This is a genomic window from Aquimarina discodermiae (assembly GCF_040786235.1).
Taxonomy (GTDB): domain Bacteria; phylum Bacteroidota; class Bacteroidia; order Flavobacteriales; family Flavobacteriaceae; genus Aquimarina.
The window spans coordinates 22296-45126 of sequence record NZ_JBFMKP010000004.1 but is presented as its reverse complement, the minus strand read 5'-3'; the positions used below and the strand labels follow the sequence as shown (position 1 = coordinate 45126).

Sequence of the window (22831 nt, the reverse complement as noted above, 5' to 3'; positions counted from 1 at the left end):
GAATTTTATCTTATAATTGTACCATCTTTTACAAGATATAATATCTAATTTTTACTTAACAAGGTTAAAATTATCTTGCTTTTTAGGATTTTAAAATACTATCTATAAATTGTATAACCCTTCAAAGACTTGATATTTACTGGCCTGTTAAGAAAAATTTATTAGATTTATCTTTGACAGTTATTATTAACATATTACATTTGCTCTAATTAACACTTAAAAATTAAATTATTGAATATGAAACATCTTAGCAGATTTTTAGTGGCTTCGTTACTAGTACTTGGACTTAGTACGGCGAATGCACAAGATGAAAACAATCCTTGGGCAGTTTCTATAGGTATTAATGCCGTTGACATTTATCCTACTGGAGGTGATTTACCTTATCAAGGGGATATTTTCGACGAATTTTTTAATGCTAGTGACCACTGGAACATTCTTCCATCTGTTTCCAGATTATCTGTTGGTAGATATATAGGAGATGGTTTTTCTTTTACTCTTGCTGGGTCAGTTAATAAAATAGAAAAGCTGGGTCAACTTGAAGATGAAACTTTAGTTACTGCAGATGACCTATCTTACTACGCTGTTGATGGTACAATTGCGTATAGCCTTAAAAATGTATTAAAAACTAAGTGGTTTGAGCCATACGTAGGAGTAGGTGGAGGTTACACTTGGGTTGACGATATAGGTGCTGGTACTTTGAATGGTACTTTAGGCACAAAATTCTGGTTATCTGAAAACTTTGCATTCGATATCCAAACTACATTCAAGAATGTATTTGAAGATTACGAAACTGGTAACTATCCTCCAACTCATTTCCAACATTCTGCAGGTCTTTCTTTCACATTTGGAGGTAAAGATACTGATGGTGATGGTGTTTATGACAAAGATGATGAGTGTGTTGACGTTCCTGGTTTAAAAGAATTTAACGGATGTCCTGATACTGACGGTGACGGAATCACTGACGCTAAAGATGATTGTCCTGATACTGCAGGTACAGCAGAATTTAACGGATGTCCTGATACTGACGGTGATGGAGTTTCTGACCCTAAAGATGAGTGTCCTACTGAAGCTGGTTTAAAAGAACTTAATGGATGTCCTGATGCTGACGGTGATGGTATCGCTGATGGTAAAGATGGTTGTCCTAACGAAGCTGGTCCAGCTGAAAACAATGGATGTCCTTATCAAGATAAAGATGGTGATGGTGTATTAGATAAAGATGATAACTGTCCTGACGTTGCTGGTACTGTAGCAAACAATGGTTGCCCAGAAGTAACAGAAGAAATTCAGAAGACTCTTAACGAATATGCTAAGACTATCTTATTTGATTCTGGAAAATCTACAATCAAAGAACAGTCTAACGCTGTGTTGAATGATATCGTAAAAATTCTTCAGGAGTACCCAACTGCTAAGTTTACAGTAGAAGGACATACTGATAGCGCAGGTAGCGAATCTTCTAACCAAAAGTTATCTGACTCTAGAGCTAACGCTGTTAAGAATTACTTAGTAGAAAACGGTGTAGATCAGTTTAGATTATCTGCTGTTGGATACGGAGAATCAAGACCTATCGCTTCTAACAAAACTAGAAAAGGTAGAGCACAAAACAGACGTGTAGAGATCAACTTAGTAAAATAAGAAGATTTTAACAAAATATAAAAAGCGCCTCGAAGTTTTCGAGGCGCTTTCTTTTTATAACTATTCCATTTAAAAAAGAAAGATTTAAAACACACCTTTAAGCAACAGTAAACCTAGAGGTTTAAATTCTCATCAAAAAAATAGATTGGTTGACTCCAACCAATTCTGTTTAACAGTATTGCCGTATAGTTTTCAAAAGAAAAACCATCTTTTTCATCTTCTATATAATTTGAACACACCTGTAAAACTTCAAAAAATTATAGACAAATCAAGTTTAAAAACTCTTTAGAATACAAAAACAAGAATAAAGTATATTTGCATTTGCGTTCTTTCAAGAGAATTGTAAATTGAAAAAGTAATATGGATCCCTAATAAGATTATTTAATTTATAATCTTAAAAAAGTATCTATTCGTACCATACCAGAATAATACAGTAAACCCTATACGTTTGAAAAGTTTTTTAAAAGAAGTAATCTTAGAATTACATAGTAGTAACGAAAAAGTAAGTGATCTGATTTTTTTGGTTCCTAGTAAAAGAGCAGGCCTTTTCTTAAAAAAAGAACTTTTAATCTTATACGACAACCAAACGCTTTTTGCCCCTACTATAATAAGTATAGAAGAATTTATATCCAAATTATCCGGGCTTCAACAAATTGATAACGTACAAACTCTATTCGAATTTTATGATACTTACTTATCCACTTTTTCTGATCTGGAAAAAGAGGATTTTGAAACCTTTAGCAACTGGGCTCAGACCTTAATTTATGATTTCAATGAAATCGACCGATACTGTATAGATCATAAAAGTTTTTTTGCATACCTATCAGGAATACAAGACATAAATCACTGGTACTTACAAAAAGAAAAAACAACTTTAGTAAAAAATTACATTAGATTTTGGGAAAGCTTATTAATCTACTATAATAACTTTAAAGACAAACTCCTTTCCAAAAAAATAGGGTATCAAGGTCTATTATACAGAAAAGCTTCAGAAGATATCCAGTCCTATATAGACACCGAAAAGAGAAAACATATTCTTGTTGGCTTTAATGCACTAAACAATGCTGAACAAATCATTTTTCAATCCTTACTAGATGCAAACATGGCTAAGGTATATTGGGATGCTGATCATTTTTTTGTCAACAATAACTACCATGAGGCCTCATTATTCTTAAGAACCTATAAAGAGCAATGGGACTATTATAAAAATCATTCTTTTGACTGGATACAAAATAACTTCTCTCTAGAAAAAAATATTTCTACGATCGGAGTACCAAGAAATGTAGGGCAAGCAAAATCTGTAGCACATATACTCTCTTCTATTCCGAAGGATACTATAGAAAAAACGGCATTAGTTCTTGCAGATGAAAACTTACTACAACCTCTGCTTAATAGTATTCCAAATACAGTAGAGTCCCTTAACATCACAATGGGGCTACCTTTAAAAGAAGTTCCGCTAGCGGCATTTTTTGAACTATTGTTTGAGCTTCATAAAAATGCTAACTCAGATAAATTATACTATAAATCAATACTTGAGGTTCTAAATAATAGAGCTGCTTATAGACTAATAGGCAATAGTGCGTTTCTCCTCGCAAATACCATTGCCCGAGAAAACATGGTTTACATAACGCTACAAAAATTACAGGAACTTGTAATTTCTGAGCAACACAAGGAAATACTATCTTTATTGTTCTCTCCCTGGAAAAATGCAACAAAAGCATTAGAACAATGTAGAAATATCATATTCGAGCTTAAGAATGTTTTGGATAAAGAAAAAGACACCCTGGAGCTTGAGTACCTTTATCATTTTCATATTGTATTTAACAAGGTATCATCACTTCAAAAAGAATATGAATACCTCACAACCATAAGATCTTTATATTCGCTGTATAAAGATATCTTACTAAAAGAAACTTTAGATTTCTCTGGCGAACCCTTTAATGGGCTACAACTAATGGGAATGCTAGAATCTCGTTGTCTTGATTTTGAAACTGTAATTATTACCTCGGTAAACGAAGGAATATTACCTGCAGGAAAAAGCATGAACTCCTTTATACCCTATGATTTAAAAAGAGCATATAACCTACCAACATATAAGGAAAAAGATGCTATCTATACCTATCACTTTTACAGGTTAATACAAAGAGCCAAAAATGTATATCTAATTTATAATACAGAAAGCGAAGGTGTTGGTGGTGGAGAAAAAAGTAGGTTTCTTCTTCAGCTAGAAATAGATAAAAGACCAAAGCATACGCTTAATTCTTATGTAGTATCTACCAATGTGCCTCAAATTACAGATCAAAAAATACAGATCAACAAAAATGAAGAAGTAATTTCACAACTTAAAAAGCTAGCGAATCATGGGCTTTCACCTTCTGCTTTAACAAGCTACATTAGAAACCCTATCGATTTTTACTATTCATATGTGTTAGGAATTAAAGCAACCGAGGAAGTTGAAGAAACTATAGCCGCAAACACCTTGGGAACTGTAATACACAATACGCTCGAAGAGTTTTACAAACCTCTTGAAAAAAAATTTCTTACTACAGAAGATATAAAAAGAATTCGTACCGAAATTGATTCCCAGCTTAAAAATCAGTTTAGACAAGAGTATGCAAAATTAAATATTACTAGCGGAAAAAACCTATTAATTTACGAGGTAGCAAAACAATATATTCATAATTTTCTATCAAGCGAAGAAAAATTACTTAATCAAGGATCTCAATTAAAAATAATTGCGATAGAAAGCAACTTAAAAACAAAACTAGTGATACCAGAATTGGATTTCCCTATCCATATAAAAGGAAAAGTAGATCGTATCGATGAGTTAGATGGCGAAATTAGAATTATAGATTACAAAACCGGAAGAGTCACCAAAAATGATTTAATCATTATGGATTGGGATATTATTATGCAAGATTACAAGTACAGCAAAGCGTTTCAGGTTCTGGCATATGCATTAATTCATCATAACGAAACACCTATTACAAATTCGACGATGGCTGGTGTTATTTCATTTAAAAACCTTCAGGAAGGGTTTCTAAAATTTGGTACAAAATCAAGTATCAGAGGCAAATCAAATCATGAGATAACTCATCCGGTACTAGAAGAGTTTCAAATACAATTAAAAAAGTTAATTCTAGAAATTTTTAATCCCCAAATCCCTTTTATAGAAAAAGAAGTCTAGAAAGCTGTTTTTTTGCCATTAAAAAGAACATATAAAATAGTAAAAAAACAAGAAAAATAAAATAAAATCTATCTGTTTTCATGTATTATTATTCAAAAAACATAATAATTGATCAACTTTTTTCGTTTATTTGTTGTTATGAAAGTGAATAAACAGATACTTGCTTCGGTACTTTTAGTACTTTTTGGCATCGTATTGGTAGCAGATTTACATATTTTAAGTCATGATGATGCTACCAATTCTGATGACATAGACTGTAGTATTTGTGATTTTACTTCAGAAAATCATACCGATGATTTTATCCCAACAGATATCGTAATTGGTTATGAACATGTTAATATTCCTGCAGATGTAGTTCGAACTAACTACCTAAATAGATACTTCGCAACCTCTGTTACCTATTCTTTCTTAAATAAGGCTCCACCTGTAGCCTAATAGAAATCAATCTATTTTTTAAACTGATTATTTTTTACAAAATAATCGTTGTTTCATTTTTTATTTTTTTATCAATGATAAGATCTATATGGCGAGCCATATTTCTTATTGGTATTTTATCAAAATCAGCATTTGCACAAGAATGCAATAAAACTCTTACTGGTAAAGTAATAGATTTTCATGATGGAATACCTTTAGAAAACGCTAAAGTAATGGTTAATAATACCGCAACATACACAAACTCAAAAGGAGAATACACCATAAACAACTTGTGTTCCACATCTTATGCGTTTACAATATCACATGAAAACTGTAATTCTCAGGTGGTAACACTTAACATAAGCAATGTATCATCAAAAGATTTTTATCTAGAGCATCACTATACCGATTTGGATCAAGTAGATGTCTTGTCACAAAATCAAAAGAAAACTACCAATAGTCAAGCTGAAGGGCGTTTGAACAAAAAACAATTAGAACAATACAGCGACTTATCTCTTGGAGATGCCTTAAAAGAAATTTCTGGTGTCAATAGCCTTAACACAGGAAATACAATTGTAAAACCTGTAATACAAGGGCTACATAGCAGTAGAATCATTATGATGAATAATGGGGTTAGACAAGAAGATCAGGAGTGGGGAGAAGAACACGCCCCAAATATGGATATTAATGCCTTTGACCAAATTAAAGTTATAAAAGGAGCGGGAGCTTTGCGGTACGGAGGAAATGCTATTGCCGGAGTAATAATTACCGAAAATAAACTAACTTCTTTGCAGGATACCATTTTTGGAAAGTCTCAAGTAACAGCAAGTAGCAATGGTCGAGGAGGTAGTGCCAATACAACCCTTAATTTGGGATTTAAAAAAGGGTGGGCTGCCAAATTTCAGGGAACCCTAAAACATTATGGAGACAGTGAGGCACCAGACTATAAATTAAGTAATACAGGACATAGAGAACAAAGTTTTTCTACCAGTTTTGGGTATACCGATTTCAAACAAGGGTTTGAAGCATATTATAGTTTTTATAATGCTAAACAAGGAATCCTAAGAGCATCTCATATTGGTAATGTAAGTGACTTGATACGAGCAATAAATAGCCCTACACCCTTAGTAATCGAAGATTTTACTTATGATATTAATGCTCCTAAACAAGAAACAATGCACCGTTTGGCAAAAATAAAGGCATATAATCGTTTCAAGAATCTAGGAAAATTAGAACTACAATACTCATTACAATATAATAATAGAAAAGAGTTTGATATCAGAAGAGGAGATGATCGTGATAAACCAAGTTTGGATCTGGAGTTGATTACACATGCTGCAGAAACTTCTTTTTTGTTTGATTCTAATGATGATTTTACAAAACATATTGGAGCGCAATTTACGTACCAAGTAAACACTCCTAATCCTGAAACGGGAGTACGTAGACTTATTCCTGATTATGAAAAGGTAAACACAGGTGTTTTTGCTACATCAGAAATTAGGATCAATGATGTCATAACGGTTGATGCGGGTATACGTTATGATTTCATGCAAATAGACGCTCAAAAGTTTTACAAAAAAGATAGTTGGGATGAAAGAGGGTATAATACCGATTTTTCCTCGATTATTATCGCCGATGAAGGTACACAATGGCTTACAGATCCAACTTTTGAATATCATAGTGTCTCTGCTTCGGGAGGGTTAAATTTAAAGTACAGCACCTCAAATTCATTATTACTTAATATATCCTATGCGAATCGTGCTCCTAATCCCGCAGAATTATTTAGTGATGGGTTACACCATAGTGCAGCAATTATAGAACTAGGTAATCTACGCTTTGATCAGGAAAAAGCTGCTAAGCTTTCTTTAAGCAGTATTCATAACGGACTATTCGATAACGCAACTGTAACCATTTCGCCACATCTAAGTTACATCAGAGATTTTATTTTACTAGAGCCCACAGGAGTAGATTTGCTTACTCGAGGAGCATTTCCGGTTTGGGAATACAAACAAACTGATGCATTAATACTTGGTGTTGATTTTGATTATCATATGAATGTGGCCAAAAACTTAGAATTCTCTACTGGTTTTTCTTACATATACGGAGAAGATACCCAGTTAGACGAACCTTTAATTCATATGCCAGCACCCACTATAAGAACAGTATTGGCTTATGAAAAAGAAAACTGGAATCTAAAACTTTCGAACACAACCGCACTTACTCAAAATAGATATCCCGACAATAATTTTGATCATGACGTCATCGAGAATGGAGAAATAGTAGCTAAACTGGTTGATATTTCTACCCCTCCTGATGGTTATAGTGTAGTAGATCTTTCTGGATCCTATCAATTAAACTTATGGAATGAGAAAGACCTAAGTCTGGGAGCAACGATTACAAACATTTTTAACACTTCCTACAGAGATTATCTAAATAGACAACGATACTATGCAGATAATCTCGGAAGAAACTTAACACTTAATTTAATTTTTAATTTTTAAAACAATGAAACGAATTCATTTAATTTTAGCAGTATCAATAGGAGTAATTTTAGCATCTTGTAAAAACGATGACGATGCAGCGCCTGAAGTTATTAACGAAGAAGAAACAATTACCACAGTAAATCTAAAGGTAACAGAGTCTGGAGAAACTACTTCTCAAACCTATACCTGGAAAGATAAAACTGCCGATAAGATTACCTTAAAAGCAAATACAAAGTATGAAGTAGAAATCGAGTTCCTTGATGAATCAAACCCAAGTGATGTAGAAGACATTACAGAAGAGGTTGTAGAAGAAAGAGATGAGCATTTTGTTTTTTATGATGCAACAACGATTAGCGGAGCAACTATAGTAAGTGCCTCTAATGATATCAAGGATGGTGATAGTATAGGAATTAATATTTTTACCACTTTATCAACCGGAGATGCCGCCACTGGAACTTTAAAAGCTTTTTTAATTCATGAACCTACTAAAAAAACAGGAACTTCAAGAGATGATTTTGGAGGAGAAACTGACATCGAAGTAGATTTTGAGGTTGAAATTAACTAAGGTAAAACCGTACTTTGGTATAAAATTTGATGTATCTCTATAAAATTATTTAACATGACTGGTGTTTTAAAGAAAAAGACACTAAGAATATGGCAAAAAAGAGGGAAAAAAAGTGTTAAAAACTAAAGGAATTTAGATTTTTAATGACTTAAATCTAACATTTTAATTTCGATATTATCGCATTGTTAAATGTTAATTAACAAGCAAAAAATGTAAGCTTTTTTAACAGTTACGACTTATCTTTGAGCCATCAAAAAGAAAGAAATTTTATAGTAAAAATACAGTAAAATTGAAGCAATCATAATTAGTATAAGTTGAGTTTGTGTTAAATACAATTATGTTTCAATTCAGACCCTCGGAGTAGTTAACCGGGGGTCGTTTTTTTATAAAGATTATCAAAAATACACCCCTACTTCAATTTTTTTTGATCCAAAAAATGACATCATTAAGATCAGAAAAAACGTAACTCTCTTCAAAACACGAAAAGAACTCAAACCAACTTATCGTAAATAATTCATTGCATACAAGTTGAAACAGTAATTTTAGTTAAACATAAAAGCTACAGCTGTGACTTTTTCATAAAAAAGTGTCAAACTAATAGAACATTAAAAAAAGGATGTACCGATTAGTTGCTGAAACTATGAATTTAATTTTAACAAGATACGTTAACACTAAATAACTGAAATACAATGAAAAACATCATGATTATTATTTTTTTTGTGAATTGTACTGGATTGTATGCGCAAAACACAAAAGATACTATCCTACAGATAACTGCATCAACCGAAAAAGAGACACTATACACTCCCAAAGAGATTACAGTATCCAAAATAGTCGAATTAACATACCCAATAAAAGAATATGAAACCATGATCATGCGATGTAATGAACTTGCTGACAAGCTTATACAATATAAAAATGATATCCAAAGAGGATCTATGACAAAAGCAGAAATCAAACACTTAAAAAAAGATATGACAGAGGCAAAACTTCTAAATTATAAGTTAGGCGATTATACTGCAATATATAATAGTCAAGATTATCCCTTGACAGACTATTTGAGCAAAGAAATTTTAGATAATTACCAGGATTTTTCGAAAATATTTGCAAAAACAAACCAATATGCATCATTTTAAAAAAAGTAAAAGACAACGTTAATTACAATCGTCATGATAAAAACGTCTTCCACATCTTTTACTTTGGTATACAAAAAGTAAATGAATCCATCAGGAAAAAAGAAGAAAACCGTGAACTTTTCTAAAAAATAGTTTGCGGTTTTTTATATAGACTTAGTAACAATTACACTATTTACTAAAAGTCTTTGAAGTAAAACAATATGTTAATATTTTAAACATATTAAAATTTACTTTCCCATTTAGTTGATATTAGATAGTTTTGTTAGGAATTTTTACAACATAAAATATGGCTTCACACTCACAAAAAATTCCTGTAACTATTATTACAGGTTTTCTAGGATCTGGTAAAACAACATTGATACATAAAATTGCAAAAAATGCAAATGGTAGACGATTAGCAATTATCGTTAATGAATTTGGAGAATTAGGCATGGATGGCGAGATCCTAAAAGGAAATGATTGTGGCTGTGAAGAAGAAAATATATTAGAACTAAGTAATGGTTGTCTTTGTTGTACCGTACAAGAAGAGTTTTTACCAACCATGCTTCAGTTAATGGAACGCAAACAAGATATTGATCATATCATTATAGAGACTTCGGGTCTTGCACTACCAAAACCATTATTAAAAGCATTTAACTGGCCAGATCTAAAACCGCAGATAACTGTAGATGCAGTGATTACAGTGGTGGATGCAGTGGGGCAAGCTACAGGAGAAATTTGCGATCGTGAAAAAGTACAATCTCAACGACTGGATGATGAAAATCTGGATCACGAATCTTCTATCGAAGAGTTGTTTGAAGATCAATTATCCTGTGCAGACCTCATCGTGATGACCAAATCTGATTTGATAGACGAAACATCTTTTAATAACGTGCGTGATATCATTCAAAATCGAGTAGGAGCAGAAATTAAGATAATTTCGGCTGTAAAAGGAGATATCCCTGCAGATGTGTTATTGGGTATTGATGCAAAAGCAGAAGACCATGTAGATAGCAAACATTCGCATCATGAAACGCATCACCATCATCACGACCATGACCACGATCATCCTCATGACCATGAACATGATGAAACCATAAATTCTATAGTACTAGAAGTTAAAACCCCTCATACACCAGAGGCGTTGATTAAAATACTAAAATCATTAGTAGTCGAACATCAAATATATCGTATCAAAGGAATTATTCATGTACCAGGAAAACCTATGCGTATGATCGTACAAGGAGTTGCTGATAGATTCGAGAATTACTTTGATAGAAAATGGGCAGAAGGAGAATTAAAAGCTACACGTCTTGTGATTATCGGAGAAAAAATCGATGAAGAAAAGTTACAGAACGCACTAGAAGAAAAACTAATGACAACTGTAGAAGCTTAATCTTATGAAGATATATACCAAAAAAGGAGACACCGGGATGACTGGTGTTTTTGGAGGAAAAAGAGAATATAAAGATTCTGCTCGTATAGAATGTAATGGTGCATTGGATGAAGCCAATTCTACTATTGGATTATTACGCTCAAAACTAGGCAATGATCATGAGTGGCAGCCTAACCTTCATAAAATCCAAAAGGATCTGATGGATATGATGTCTCATCTGGCAAGACCTTCGGACTCTAAAAAAGAAAATCCAAATCCAAGACCCAAAGACGGTGCAGACTTCTGCGAACAATGGATGGATGATCTAGAAGCCAAAATAAGTTCTCCTTCAGATTATTTTTTATTACCTGGCGGAAACGAGATTTCGGCATTATGCCACGTTTGCCGTACACAAATAAGAAGAGGAGAACGCAGATTAGTAACACTAATGCATGAAGACCCTGCATCTGTAGAAGAATATATGGTGGCTTATATCAATAGATTATCAGATTTATTCTTCACCATGGCCAGAGCAGAAATGGATAAAGCTGGAGTAGCAGAAGAAAAATGGCAACTCTTTCTATACAAGCGAAAAAAGAAAAAAACAGTATAATTTTGCATACTATATATGGTATCGCTTTAGGTCCGGGAGACCCAGAACTCCTTACCCTAAAAGCATTACGAATACTAAACGAAGTCGACCTCATTTTTTATCCTGGTTCTATTAATAATGGAGCGAAAAAAAGTTTTGTATACCCTATTTTACAATATCACAGATTAGAAGACAAAGAGCTTAAAGGTTTTTTTCTAAAAATGTCGGCAGACAGAAGTCAGGCTTCAGAAGTTTACCAAACAACCGCACAAGAAATTGAACATGCTTATCAAGCTGGAAAAAAAATAGCTGTCGTTTGCGAAGGCGATCTTAGTTTATATGCTTCGTTTTCATACCTGTTAGAAAAACTTAAAGAGTTTAATTTGCCTGTTACCCTAATCCCGGGGATTAATTCTTTTTCTTTGGGAGCAGCACAACATCAGGTACCTCTAAGTTTGCTAAATGATAAAGTAGCAGTTATTCCCAGAGTCAAGAATATTAAAGAGATTGAACGATATTTTCAAGAATTCGATACCGTGATATTAATGAAAATACGATCAGGGTGGAATGATTTTCAATCAGAATTAGTACAAAAGGATTGGAAATGTTACTATTGTGAGCGCTTAGGAACCAAAGAAGAATTTATAACCTCAGACTTGACCACTCTGACCCAAAGAGACATACCATATTTCTCTTTATTAATTATTAAAAAATGATCAAAGTTGTAGGGCTGGGCCCTGGACATTCAGACTATATAATACCCATGGCAACACAGGCAATTTCAGAAGCTACTGTTATCATTGGATATCATTATTATTTTCAGTTTATAGAACATCTCATAAACCCAAATACGCTACGTATTGGCAAAGAGTTAAGCGAAGAAGAAAAAAGAGCCGATATTGCAATACAGCACGCTTTAGAAGGAGAACATGTGGTAGTTATTGGATCGGGAGATGCCAGTATATATGCTATGGCATCGATTGTTTATCAAAAAGTAGCCGAACAGCAATTAGAAATTCCAGTAGAAACGGTACCAGGAATTTCTGCTTTTATCACTGCAGGAAGTAAACTAGGAGCGATATTGGGCCACGATTTTTGCTGTATCTCATTATCTGATTTAATGACTCCCTGGACCACAATAGAACAACGTATTCGTGCCGCTGCAATGGGTGATTTTGTAACGGGTTTATACAATCCAAGAAGCAAAAAAAGGTATTGGCAACTTCAGACCCTAAAAAATATTTATTTAGAATACCGCGACCCTAAAACACCAGTAGCTATTTGTAAGCAATTGGGTCGAACAGAAGAAGAGATTAAAATCACCACCTTAGGAAATTTAGATGTAAACGATGTAGATATGTTTTGTGTGGTGTTAATAGGCAACAGTCAAACATTTAGATATAAAAACAACTTAATTACACCTAGAGGGTATTTAAACAGAAAACCAGAAACCGGAGTAGAAATACAACAAGCCAGTTTTGAAGAAATACTCAATAATCTACCTTCAAATTCATTAGAAAAAGATGCACTTTGGGCAGCTATTCGATGTATACATACCTCTGGAGATTTTGAATATATCAACTATTTTCAAGCCTCTGAAAAAGCTATCGCTATCTGGCATACCTATTTAAAAAACGGAGGTACCATCGTTACCGATGTTACCATGGTACAAGCAGGAATCACCAAAGCGTTTACTACCAACTACAAGAATCAGGTAGTTTGTTTACTAAATGACCCCGAGGCATTAAAAATGGCTGAAGAAGAAGGGTTAACAAGAACACAAGCAGGAATAAAACTGGCTGCACAAAAATACCCCAAAGCATTGTTTGTCATTGGTAATGCTCCCACGGCATTGATCGAGATCACAGATCAAATCCATGCAGGAACACTTTCTCCCACAGGAGTAATTGGTGCACCTGTTGGTTTTATCAATGTAATAGAATCCAAAGAGCGACTAAAAACAATTACCGATGTACCTTATGCACTCATTACAGAAAAACGGGGAGGAAGCAATTTTGCAGCTGCTATTGTAAATGCGGCATTTACGTTGGATGAGGCCAAAATATAACTGTCATGCCCATAGAATCGCAACGTATCTTCACTAAAGATGAGCAACAATTGCTTGAAGAGATACTGGTACACATAAGAGATGTTCGAGGGAATCGATTTTTAAAGACCCCAATACCCAAAGATGCTATGGATACCATTTTAGAAGCTGCTTTGGCGGCTCCTTCTGTAGGGTTTTCGCAACCGTGGGAATTTGTGTTAATCAAAGATCAACAAACAAAACAAGCGGTAAAAGCAACATTTTCTGAAGAAACTAAAAAAGCAGCACTATCGTTTGAAGACCAAAAGCAACAAGAATATATCCAACTTAAATTAGAAGGGATCTTAGAATCACCTCTAAATATGGCCGTATTTTACAAACCCAAAGAAGGTCCGGTATTAGGCCAAACCAGTATGCCCAACATGGGAAAATATAGTGTAGTCTGTGCCATACAAAATATGTGGCTCATGGCAAGGTCTCTTAATATTGGGATGGGATGGGTAAGTATTTTGGATCCCGAAAAAGTAAAAAAAGTGTTGAACGCTCCGCCAGAAAATCAATTGATTGGTTATTTATGTTTTGGATATACCGATATGTTTTATAATCAACCAGAATTAGAATTACGAAAATGGGAACGTAAAAAACTTCAGAAAGAAGTGGTGATAAACGAGAGGTATGTTTAACCCGGATTATGCATTAGAAAATCTATTACAGCTTCCAATTGCTTCAAAAACTGACGCTTTACTGTATTTTTTAATGTAACCATAGCGATGCTATGCTGAAATTAAGAAAACACCAGTTTTTATTGTACTTGAAACCTTCATAACGAAGTTCTAATGCATAATCCGGGTTTAAGATTTTATTTTGTAAACTTAAATAGTTAAAAGCCGTCAAATTGAGATATCCAATAAATTTTATCCAGTGGTAGCACTGACGTTCCAAAGCAGCGCTTTAAAATCTTTTTTCACCAGTATAAGATTTGTTTTGCGTTAAAAAATCTTGAAGCCTTGGAAAGATTTTAGCAAAACAAATCTGGTTTTCAATGAAATTGAAAAATACCTTGAAAAAAGCGCCTTTTCTTTTGGTTCGTTTTCTTTGGGCGAGCAAAGAAAATGAACAGAAAGTTAAATATAAAACGATTGGACAAAGCTTAAGACTTCATAAAACTATGTAAAACAATATATTATATAATGCATCAATGGTAACCTGTCGAAGTGTAATAGAAAGGTTAGCACTAAAAAAGAACAGTAAAACATGTTGGACAAGATGGTTTAAATATCATAAATTACACGTCGCAAAACTATAGCTAACTTACCATGACATTTTACATCATAGGCATCGGAAACAAAACACCTCAGCTTACATCAGAACAGCTGGAGTATATTGCGAGTACTACTGTTTTTAGCGGAGGAAAACGTCATTATGAACTGGTAAAAGATAGATTACCTCAACCCCATCGATGGATTTTTATAACATCTCCTATGTCTGAGGTATTTGACGCCTATGAAAAAGAAGATAAACCCATTGTTATTTTTGCCTCTGGTAATCCCTTGTTTTATGGATTTTCGAATACTCTTAAAGACAAATATCCCGGGGCAACGATTACCACAGCCCCATATTTTAGCTCAATTCAGTTACTGGCAAATGCTACCAATACCAATAGTAATCAATTAGAAACAATCAGTGTACATGGTAGAACATGGAATGCGTTAGACATTGCTTTAATTCAGCAAAAAGAATTGATTGGGGTACTTACCGATACAGAAAAAAATCCCGCCACCATTGCACAGCGAATGTTAGAGTATGGATATGATAACTATGAGATTAGTATAGGAGAAGATATCGAAGGCACACAAGAGCAGTTTTATGAACTTACCTTATCAGAAGCTTCAGAAAAAACGTTTTACCCTCTAAACTGTGTACTGCTTAAGAAAAAAAATCATCGATCTATAGATTTTGGTATCACAGACACCGATTTTACAGGGCTACCCAATAGACCGAAAATGATTACCAAAATGCCCATTCGGTTAACCACATTACACTTTTTAGAAGCTTTAAAAATAAAGACACTATGGGATATTGGTTTTTGTACGGGATCTATAAGTATTGAGGCAAAGCTGAAAAATGCACATTTAGAAGTGGTTGCTTTCGAAAAAAGAATGGAGTGCGAAGCTATTATGACACAAAACCAAAAACGTTTTGGCGTTCCCGGTATTCTAACTGTAATGGGCGATTTTTTTGAGCAAGATCTTACTTTGTATCCAAAACCAGATGCTATTTTTATAGGAGGGCATGGGGGTCGATTAGCAGCGTTGTTTCAGAAAATAAAACGCTTTCTAACATCAGAAACTAGGATTGTGATCAATGCTGTACAAGAAAACTCAGTCCTGGGATTCAAAAAAGGATGTGCCAGCATTGGGTATACCATTTCAGAAGAAAGTGTAATAACTTTAGACACACATAATCCAATTACTTTGATAAAAGCAATAAATTATAAAATTTAATTAGGATTCAAAGATATTGTTTCAATGTAACATAAAGTTTCTAATTTATTACTTCTTAATGTCCTACTGAAATTTCATCGTAAAAAAAATGAAATGAACGAAGCGTAAAATTAAATTTCTAAATAGCTGTATGTTTATTTGTAGTTGTTGTTTTCTTTGAAAACGAATATTTTAGCAATTCAAAAACATTTTAATTTAATTTAGTGCAGAGAATGATATTTTTAGAGGAAATTTCATAAGACTAGACTTTTTTGTTTCTTTTTTTGGCAATGAAAAAAAGAAAAATGATGAATCTATAAATCAACCATTTAATATTGAGTTAGATGGAATACAATTGAAAATCTCATAATAGATTTTCTATTGTATAATTTACGTTAACTCTAATCATGTATCAGTCAATTTACGTAGGTTTGTTCTTTAATATTTTTTATACCATTTAAACTTTGAATTTGGTATAAAAGAAAATTAAGATTTTTTTGTTTCAGTGAAGAAGAAAAATCAAGCATAGTACCTGTGCTGAGCTAAGTCGAAGTAGTGCTACGGTTTATTTTTATTCTGAAACTGTGATAAAAAAAGAACATTTTATCATATCGAATTCAAAGTTTAAATGGTATCAAATGAAAATAATTTCACTTGTAACAGGAGGAGCAGGTTTTATGGGTTCTCATGTTGTGAATCATTTACTACAACAAAATCATACTGTAGTAGTTCTGGATGATCTTTCTGGAGGAGATACAAAAAATGTAAACGCTGAAGCTATTTTTTATGAAGAATCCATTCTGGATATAGACCTCATAAACACCCTTTTCGAAACATATAAATTTACCTATGTGTACCATCTGGCTGCCTATGCTGCAGAAGGTTTAAGTCATTTTATTAGAAATTTCAACTACCAAAATAACCTCATCGGCAGTGTGAATCTGATCAACGCATCGGTTACTCACGGTGTAAAATGCTTTGTTTTTACCTCTTCTATAGCGGTGTATGGCACCAATACGTTACCATTGGTAGAAACACATCACCCTAAACCAGAAGATCCTTACGGAATTGCAAAATACGCAGTAGAATTAGACCTTATCAACGCGCATAAGATGTTTGGGTTGGAGTATATTATTTTTAGACCTCATAATGTATACGGAAAGCATCAAAATATAGGCGATAAATACCGCAATGTGGTAGGGATATTTATGAATCAAATCCTGGAAAATAAACCGCTCACCATTTTTGGTGACGGCGAACAAACAAGAGCGTTTACACACATCGATGATGTAGCTCCTTACATTGCCAATGCGGTAACCATTCCAAAAGCTTACAATACCATATTTAACATAGGAAGTGATCATGTCTATTCTGTAAAAGAATTGGCAGTAGCGGTTAGCAAAGCCATGCAATCACCTCTTAATATCAAACAACTGGAAAAACGAGAAGAGGTAGTTCATGCCTATGCCGATCACACAAAATTTGATGCTGTTTTTAATCCTAAAGAACCTGTACAACTCGAAGCAGGACTGTTAGAAATGGCAAAATGGGTAAAAACACATGGAGCACGATCTAGTAAAGAGTTTCAGCATATCGAAATCACCAAAAAACTACCAAACTCCTGGAAAAAACCCTAAGAACAATGACAAACCAACCACTAGTCACCATTATAATGGCAGTTAAGGATACTGCACCCTATTTACATGATTGTTTAGATTCTATTCTGGCACAAACCTATCAAAACTGGGAGCTTATCGCTGTTAATGATCATTCATCAGATGAGAGCCCTCAAATTTTACAGGAGTATGCGGCAAAAGACGCCCGTATTCGATTTTTTAATAGTGACAGGCCCAAATTAATTCCCACATTGCAAGTAGGATATGCAGAAACCAAAGGTACTTTGATCAACAGAATGGATTCTGATGATAAAATGCCGGCATATAAACTACAAGTATTCGTAGAAGAGTGGCATAAATATGGCAAAGGCACTGTAATTGCAGGAGGTACCGAGCACTTTGTAGACGAAGGTGTTGTGGGTGATGGGTTTCTTAAATACGAAAAGTGGTTAAATGAGGTTGCCAGAACAAGTACCCATTATCAAGAGATTTATAGAGAATGTGTGATCCCGTCGCATTGTTGGTTGCTGCATAAAGACGATTTTGATGCAGCAGGAGCTTTTGACCCATTGATATACCCAGAAGATTATGATCTCTGCTTTCGTTTTTATAGACTAGGCTTAACAGTGGTCGGAATAGATAAAATTCTACATCACTGGAGAGATCGCTCGAATAGGATTTCTCGCACCTGGGAAGAGTACAAAGACAATCGATATTTTGAACTTAAGCTACGCTTCTTTTATGAATTAGACAGAGACAAAACCCGACCTCTGGTACTTTGGGGGGCCGGTAAAAACGGAAAAGATATGGCCAAGCTCATACAGTCTTATAATGATCATTTTTATTGGGTATGCGATAATGAGAGAAAAATAGGAAAAGATATCTATGGGGTAACGTTAGAACATTATAATGATATCAAAGCACTCGACAACACACAAATAATGATCGTAGTAGCATCTCCCGACGGAAAAAAAGAAATAGAAGAACTACTCATCTCGTGGGGTAAAAAACCTGTAGTGGATTTTTGGTTTTTTGCTTAATTGCCAATGTATTTAACTTTTTATTCATTTTTCATTAATAAATAATCCTCGGGGCAAGCCCAAAAAACATTCAATAGAAAATAGTTTTTAAAATTACGAAGCAAGCTTCAAGGTAGTAAACTCAGGGCAAAAGCATTTAAAAATAAAAGTTATAAATATATAAAAACATCCATCCTCAATCCTTCCTTCAAAGGAAGGAAGCTAAAAAGTCTCCCTTTGAAGACGTCACAACGTGAGTTGTGGGCGAGATGATGCGATGACTAGAGGGATGTTTTAATCTAAAGAATTCCTCGAGACTCTGCCTTGGGACAGTTTATTAGAAAACTTGCAATAAAAAGTTAAATGCTTTTGTCCTAGTAGTAAACCTAAGATCTCGCTGAAAAAACGGGATGAGTTCAACTATCTATTTTGAATGTATTACTAGCTAACTTTTCAGAATAGAGTTTCACTAATAAAAAGAATGAATCTCATTTACATAGCCAAACAATTTTTCGTCTTAAAGACTTCCTTTATCTTTGGTGCAATTATTATGAATTATTTAATCCTGCTTTATCATCTTAAACATCCATCCCAACCTTCCTTCAAAGGAAGGGGTTTCAAGTCTCCCTTTGAAAACATCACAACGTGAGTTGTGGGTGAGATGGTGCGATGACTGGAGGGATGTAAATTGTATTTCTTTTAAAAGTTATTCAATTTAAATCTATTGATTAAAGTTAACATAGTAGGATTAATTCGATATTAAAAAGAACTTGAAATTTTTCTTCTAACAATACCACATGTCAGAACACACTACAAAAGTTGCCATACTTTGCTTTACAGATCAAGGAGTAACCATTGCCAAAACCTTGCAAAAAGAGTTTTATCGTTCTAAACTTTTTACCACAAGACCTATAGAAACCTCTAAAGATTGTAAACAGATTGATGGGGTTTCAACGCTTTTAGAAAATTCGTTTCATAGCTATGATGTATGGATCTTTGTAGGTGCCCTGGGTATTTGTGTACGCAGCATTGCACCTTTTATTGAGGATAAAACCACAGATCCTGCGGTAATCAATGTAGATGATCAAGGTAAATTTGCACAGGCAGTCCTAAGTGGTCATATTGGCAAAGCCAATGACCTCACCTATCAAATTGGTAGAATCCTTAATGCCCAACCTGTAGTATCTACCTCTAGTGATTTACAAGACTTATGGGCATTAGACACCCTGGCAACGACCTATGGTTGGAAAACTAAAAGTACTATTGCTACCAACAGCATTATCTCTTTGTTTGTTAATAGAAAACCAACAGCCCTTATTCTAAAAGTTAAAGACAAGGGTACACAGCATTTAGAAAAAACATGCCCAGATTTTGTAGATATCTACTACACCCTGGAGGATTGCGATACTAAAGCCTATGAGCTAATTATTTACGTAGGATATGAACTCATAGAAACTACCACTCCTGTAATTTCATACTATCCTCCTTGCATTGCCATCGGTAGTGGTTGTGCCAAAGATATCGAACCTCCTCTGCTAATGACGGAGTTGGAAACTGCCCTACAAAAAGAAAACATCGCTATAGAAAGCATCTGTGCTATTGGATCGGCAACGATCAAAAATGAAGAACAGGCCTATCTTGATTTTGCGGCGCAATACGACATCCCTTTTGTTACCTATACTGGCGATGAGTTGAATACCATCACTGTTGCCAATCCATCAGAAGTGGTTAAGAAAAAAGTAGGTGTTTATGGGGTTTCAGAATCATCGGCAGCATTGATTGCCGATCAGGAAGCATGGATTGTAGAAAAAACAAAGGTACTGACCTCATCGGGTAAAAAATTCACTTATGCCCTTAGCCTGGTAGCTGCTTACGAACGTAAAGCGAGCATTGCTATTGTAGGAGCGGGGTCTGGAGATCCCGAATTACTTACCCTCAAAGGGCAATACATATTAGAAAATGCAGACTGTATCTTATATGCCGGTAGTTTGGTACCCGAGGCGTTGACGCATATGGCCAAAGAAGGCGCACTGGTTCGTAACTCGGCATCGATGACCTTAGAAGAGCAGGTTGCTATTATGGATCAATACTATGCACAAGGTAAATCTATTGTAAGGTTACATTCTGGTGATCCTTCGATCTATGGTGCCATACAGGAACAGATGACTATTTTTGATGAAAAAGGATACGACTATTATATCGTGCCCGGTATTTCTTCGTTTCAGGCCGCAGCCGCCTATCTTAAATCAGAGTTTACCATCCCAGAAGTGGCACAGACCATTATTTTGACCCGGGGAGAAGGCAACACCCCGATGCCCGAACATGAAAAAATAGCCGATATGGCAAAACTACGTGCTACCATGTGTATTTTCTTAAGTGTGGGTATTGCCAAAAAAATACAAGCACAATTATTAGAACATTATCCAGAGGATACTCCGTTAGCCATACTGTATCGTGTAAGCTGGGAAGACGAAGAAGTGTGGACCGGTACCCTTTCAGAACTAACTACCATCATCAAAAAAAACAAACTCACCAGAACCGTTTTGATTGTAGTGGGTGAGGCCGTAGGCGCACGAAAAAACAGATCGTGGTTATACAACGATACCTGGCATCATATTTTTAGAAAAAAAGATAACGCAATTACATCCTCATGATACTGGTTTTTGGTGGTACCACAGAAGGCAAACAAGTAGCTAATATATTAGACGCATTAGCGCTACCCTACTTCTATTCTACCAAAACTCAGGTGGTTTTTACAGGTAATGGCACGGGGATCTATGGCGAAATGACTACCGATATATTAACCTCTTTTTGCATAGCGCACAAGATCACCCACATCATCAATGCTTCGCATCCTTTTGCGTTACAGTTACACCAGATGATTGTCAATCTTTCTCTTGATATTCCTTTGATACGCTTTCAACGAATATTTTTACCCAGAGTATCTCATCCTCTGGTTACGTATGTCACTAGTTATGAAGAAGCAGTAGCACTTTTTACAACCAATAACTACCAATCGTTACTAGCTTTATCGGGAGTACAAACGATTGCAAAACTCGAATCCTACTGGAAAAACCATCCCTGCTGGTTTCGTATTTTGGATAGAGATTCTTCTAGAGCAATTGCAACACAAGCCAATTTTCCTGAAACCCACTTATTATTTGGATACCCACAATTCAAAACCGAAGAAATAGCTCTTTTTACCCAAATAGCCCCAGAGGTAATTTTTACCAAAGAAAGTGGCAGTAACGGAAAACTGGAAGAAAAAATACAAGCTGCTTTAGCAGTAAACATTCCCATCGTAATCCTTAAAAAACCCGAACTATCAAATCGGTATCTTTGTGTAGACACACCTGAGGAATTGGTTGAAGCGATTGGCAAGGGATAGGAAGATCGAAGTCCGGTGTCCGAAGTCTGATGCTTTTTCGAACCCTGAGGCTCTCGAAGGGTAAGGGTACCAGTAATAATGGACTTCGAGAGCCTCTGGAGAATACCATTTTGATTTTGAAAGAGGAGGTTGTTCGGCCTATCGAAAGTTTATCGTAAAATTTGAAGTGAAAATTCCGTAAAATTTCAGACTGTTTGAGCGTAGCGAGTTTCTGAAATTTAGGAATTGAACAAAAAAATTAGATAAACTTTCGTAAGCCTAGACTTTTTTGTTTCTTTTTTTGGCGATGAAAAAAAGAAAGCAATAAAATTGTTTAATATCTTGTCTTTTAATTTTGTCTCTATAACTTCTAATGTAAACTTCAATATCACTGGTCCTCTGGTTGAAGTACTCTCTAAGGGTAAAGAGCTAGTAAGAAAATTATCATAATAAACAAGCAATGCAAATAGGTAAAACGTAACAATCAAAACCCAAATGACATTAACTAAAAAGGAATGATTTCAGAAATGCGTCAGTTTGAGTGATCCGCCTTGGTGGATTGTATCGACCTTTCGCCAAGCTCAAGATGACTAGCATTTCGGTTCTAAAAAGCTATTCTCGATACAATTTTTCTCCATTTTATTACGAAAAATCACTCGAACTGATGCTTTTTATAGTATAATAGTATATTTAATATTAATCGAAACTCAGGTTTCTAGCAAACAAAAGTCCCTCTTTGAACGGCCTGCCCTGAGCTCTGTCGAAGGGGGGATTTAGGGAGATGTTCTTTGAGACCGATGCCCGAAGTCTGAAGACGGATAATCGAAATAAGAGATTTGTCCGAACCCTGAGGTGCCATACTGAGCCTGTCGAAGTACTCTCGAAGGGTGGACTTCGAGAGCCTCAGCCCACGGTGTAAGTTTGAAAGATAAACTA

At 34.8% G+C, this 22831-nt stretch carries 16 protein-coding genes; all 16 read left to right on the top strand.

The window, feature by feature from the left end:
- The first annotated feature begins 237 nt into the window (after positions 1–237).
- The 16 genes from ABW636_RS03295 to ABW636_RS03220 all read left to right on the top strand — a co-directional run bounded on the left by ABW636_RS03295 (position 238) and on the right by ABW636_RS03220 (position 21916).
- Complete coding sequence (locus ABW636_RS03295; protein WP_367588527.1) at positions 238–1632, top strand: OmpA family protein; 1395 nt, start codon at positions 238–240, stop codon at positions 1630–1632.
- 448 nt (positions 1633–2080) lie between these two features.
- Positions 2081–4819: a PD-(D/E)XK nuclease family protein gene (locus tag ABW636_RS03290; protein ID WP_367588526.1), complete on the top strand. Its 2739-nt coding sequence runs from the start codon at positions 2081–2083 to the stop codon at positions 4817–4819.
- 138 nt (positions 4820–4957) lie between these two features.
- Positions 4958–5254, top strand: coding sequence for a hypothetical protein (locus ABW636_RS03285; RefSeq protein ID WP_367588525.1), 297 nt, complete (start codon positions 4958–4960; stop codon positions 5252–5254).
- Positions 5255–5328: 74 nt separating this feature from the next.
- Positions 5329–7734: a TonB-dependent receptor gene (locus ABW636_RS03280; RefSeq protein WP_367588524.1), complete on the top strand. Its 2406-nt coding sequence runs from the start codon at positions 5329–5331 to the stop codon at positions 7732–7734.
- Between the two features lie 4 nt (positions 7735–7738).
- Positions 7739–8281 carry a type 1 periplasmic binding fold superfamily protein gene (locus ABW636_RS03275; protein ID WP_367588523.1) on the top strand — a complete coding sequence of 181 codons (543 nt, stop codon included), beginning with the start codon at positions 7739–7741 and terminating at the stop codon, positions 8279–8281.
- A gap of 689 nt (positions 8282–8970) precedes the next feature.
- Positions 8971–9417 carry a hypothetical protein gene (locus ABW636_RS03270; protein WP_367588522.1) on the top strand — a complete coding sequence of 149 codons (447 nt, stop codon included), beginning with the start codon at positions 8971–8973 and terminating at the stop codon, positions 9415–9417.
- A gap of 286 nt (positions 9418–9703) precedes the next feature.
- Complete coding sequence (gene cobW / locus ABW636_RS03265) at positions 9704–10792, top strand: cobalamin biosynthesis protein CobW (RefSeq protein ID WP_367588521.1); 1089 nt, start codon at positions 9704–9706, stop codon at positions 10790–10792.
- A gap of 4 nt (positions 10793–10796) precedes the next feature.
- Positions 10797–11384: a cob(I)yrinic acid a,c-diamide adenosyltransferase gene (locus ABW636_RS03260; RefSeq protein ID WP_367588520.1), complete on the top strand. Its 588-nt coding sequence runs from the start codon at positions 10797–10799 to the stop codon at positions 11382–11384.
- A 2-nt stretch (positions 11385–11386) separates the two neighbouring features.
- Complete coding sequence (cobI, locus tag ABW636_RS03255; protein ID WP_367588519.1) at positions 11387–12079, top strand: precorrin-2 C(20)-methyltransferase; 693 nt, start codon at positions 11387–11389, stop codon at positions 12077–12079.
- The gene (gene cobJ / locus ABW636_RS03250) at positions 12076–13431 is read left to right on the top strand and encodes a precorrin-3B C(17)-methyltransferase (protein ID WP_367588518.1); all 1356 of its coding nucleotides are present in this window, start codon (positions 12076–12078) and stop codon (positions 13429–13431) included. Before cobI ends, cobJ begins: the two co-directional genes overlap by 4 nt.
- A gap of 5 nt (positions 13432–13436) precedes the next feature.
- Entirely contained in the window at positions 13437–14093 is a 657-nt protein-coding gene (gene bluB, locus ABW636_RS03245; protein WP_367588517.1) for a 5,6-dimethylbenzimidazole synthase, read from the top strand.
- A gap of 633 nt (positions 14094–14726) precedes the next feature.
- Positions 14727–15914, top strand: a complete 1188-nt coding sequence (cbiE, locus tag ABW636_RS03240; RefSeq protein ID WP_367588516.1) for a precorrin-6y C5,15-methyltransferase (decarboxylating) subunit CbiE — start codon at positions 14727–14729, stop codon at positions 15912–15914.
- Positions 15915–16531: 617 nt separating this feature from the next.
- The gene (locus ABW636_RS03235; RefSeq protein ID WP_367588515.1) at positions 16532–17530 is read left to right on the top strand and encodes an NAD-dependent epimerase/dehydratase family protein; all 999 of its coding nucleotides are present in this window, start codon (positions 16532–16534) and stop codon (positions 17528–17530) included.
- Between the two features lie 5 nt (positions 17531–17535).
- Positions 17536–18549 (top strand): glycosyltransferase, encoded by a 1014-nt coding sequence (locus ABW636_RS03230; RefSeq protein WP_367588514.1) that lies wholly within the window; start codon positions 17536–17538, stop codon positions 18547–18549.
- 776 nt (positions 18550–19325) lie between these two features.
- Positions 19326–21182, top strand: a complete 1857-nt coding sequence (cobM, locus tag ABW636_RS03225) for a precorrin-4 C(11)-methyltransferase (RefSeq protein WP_367588513.1) — start codon at positions 19326–19328, stop codon at positions 21180–21182.
- Positions 21179–21916 (top strand): precorrin-6A/cobalt-precorrin-6A reductase, encoded by a 738-nt coding sequence (locus ABW636_RS03220; protein WP_367588512.1) that lies wholly within the window; start codon positions 21179–21181, stop codon positions 21914–21916. Before cobM ends, ABW636_RS03220 begins: the two co-directional genes overlap by 4 nt.
- Positions 21917–22831 lie beyond the last annotated feature (915 nt).

Coding starts and splice junctions, on each gene's coding strand:
- cobM (WP_367588513.1), top strand. CDS start 19,326: ATGTCAGAACACACTACAAAAGTTGCCATACTTTGCTTTACAGATCAA.
- cbiE (WP_367588516.1), top strand. CDS start 14,727: ATGACATTTTACATCATAGGCATCGGAAACAAAACACCTCAGCTTACA.
- ABW636_RS03230 (WP_367588514.1), top strand. CDS start 17,536: ATGACAAACCAACCACTAGTCACCATTATAATGGCAGTTAAGGATACT.
- ABW636_RS03235 (WP_367588515.1), top strand. CDS start 16,532: ATGAAAATAATTTCACTTGTAACAGGAGGAGCAGGTTTTATGGGTTCT.
- ABW636_RS03285 (WP_367588525.1), top strand. CDS start 4,958: ATGAAAGTGAATAAACAGATACTTGCTTCGGTACTTTTAGTACTTTTT.
- ABW636_RS03220 (WP_367588512.1), top strand. CDS start 21,179: ATGATACTGGTTTTTGGTGGTACCACAGAAGGCAAACAAGTAGCTAAT.
- cobJ (WP_367588518.1), top strand. CDS start 12,076: ATGATCAAAGTTGTAGGGCTGGGCCCTGGACATTCAGACTATATAATA.
- ABW636_RS03280 (WP_367588524.1), top strand. CDS start 5,329: ATGATAAGATCTATATGGCGAGCCATATTTCTTATTGGTATTTTATCA.
- bluB (WP_367588517.1), top strand. CDS start 13,437: ATGCCCATAGAATCGCAACGTATCTTCACTAAAGATGAGCAACAATTG.
- ABW636_RS03260 (WP_367588520.1), top strand. CDS start 10,797: ATGAAGATATATACCAAAAAAGGAGACACCGGGATGACTGGTGTTTTT.
- ABW636_RS03275 (WP_367588523.1), top strand. CDS start 7,739: ATGAAACGAATTCATTTAATTTTAGCAGTATCAATAGGAGTAATTTTA.
- cobW (WP_367588521.1), top strand. CDS start 9,704: ATGGCTTCACACTCACAAAAAATTCCTGTAACTATTATTACAGGTTTT.
- ABW636_RS03270 (WP_367588522.1), top strand. CDS start 8,971: ATGAAAAACATCATGATTATTATTTTTTTTGTGAATTGTACTGGATTG.
- ABW636_RS03295 (WP_367588527.1), top strand. CDS start 238: ATGAAACATCTTAGCAGATTTTTAGTGGCTTCGTTACTAGTACTTGGA.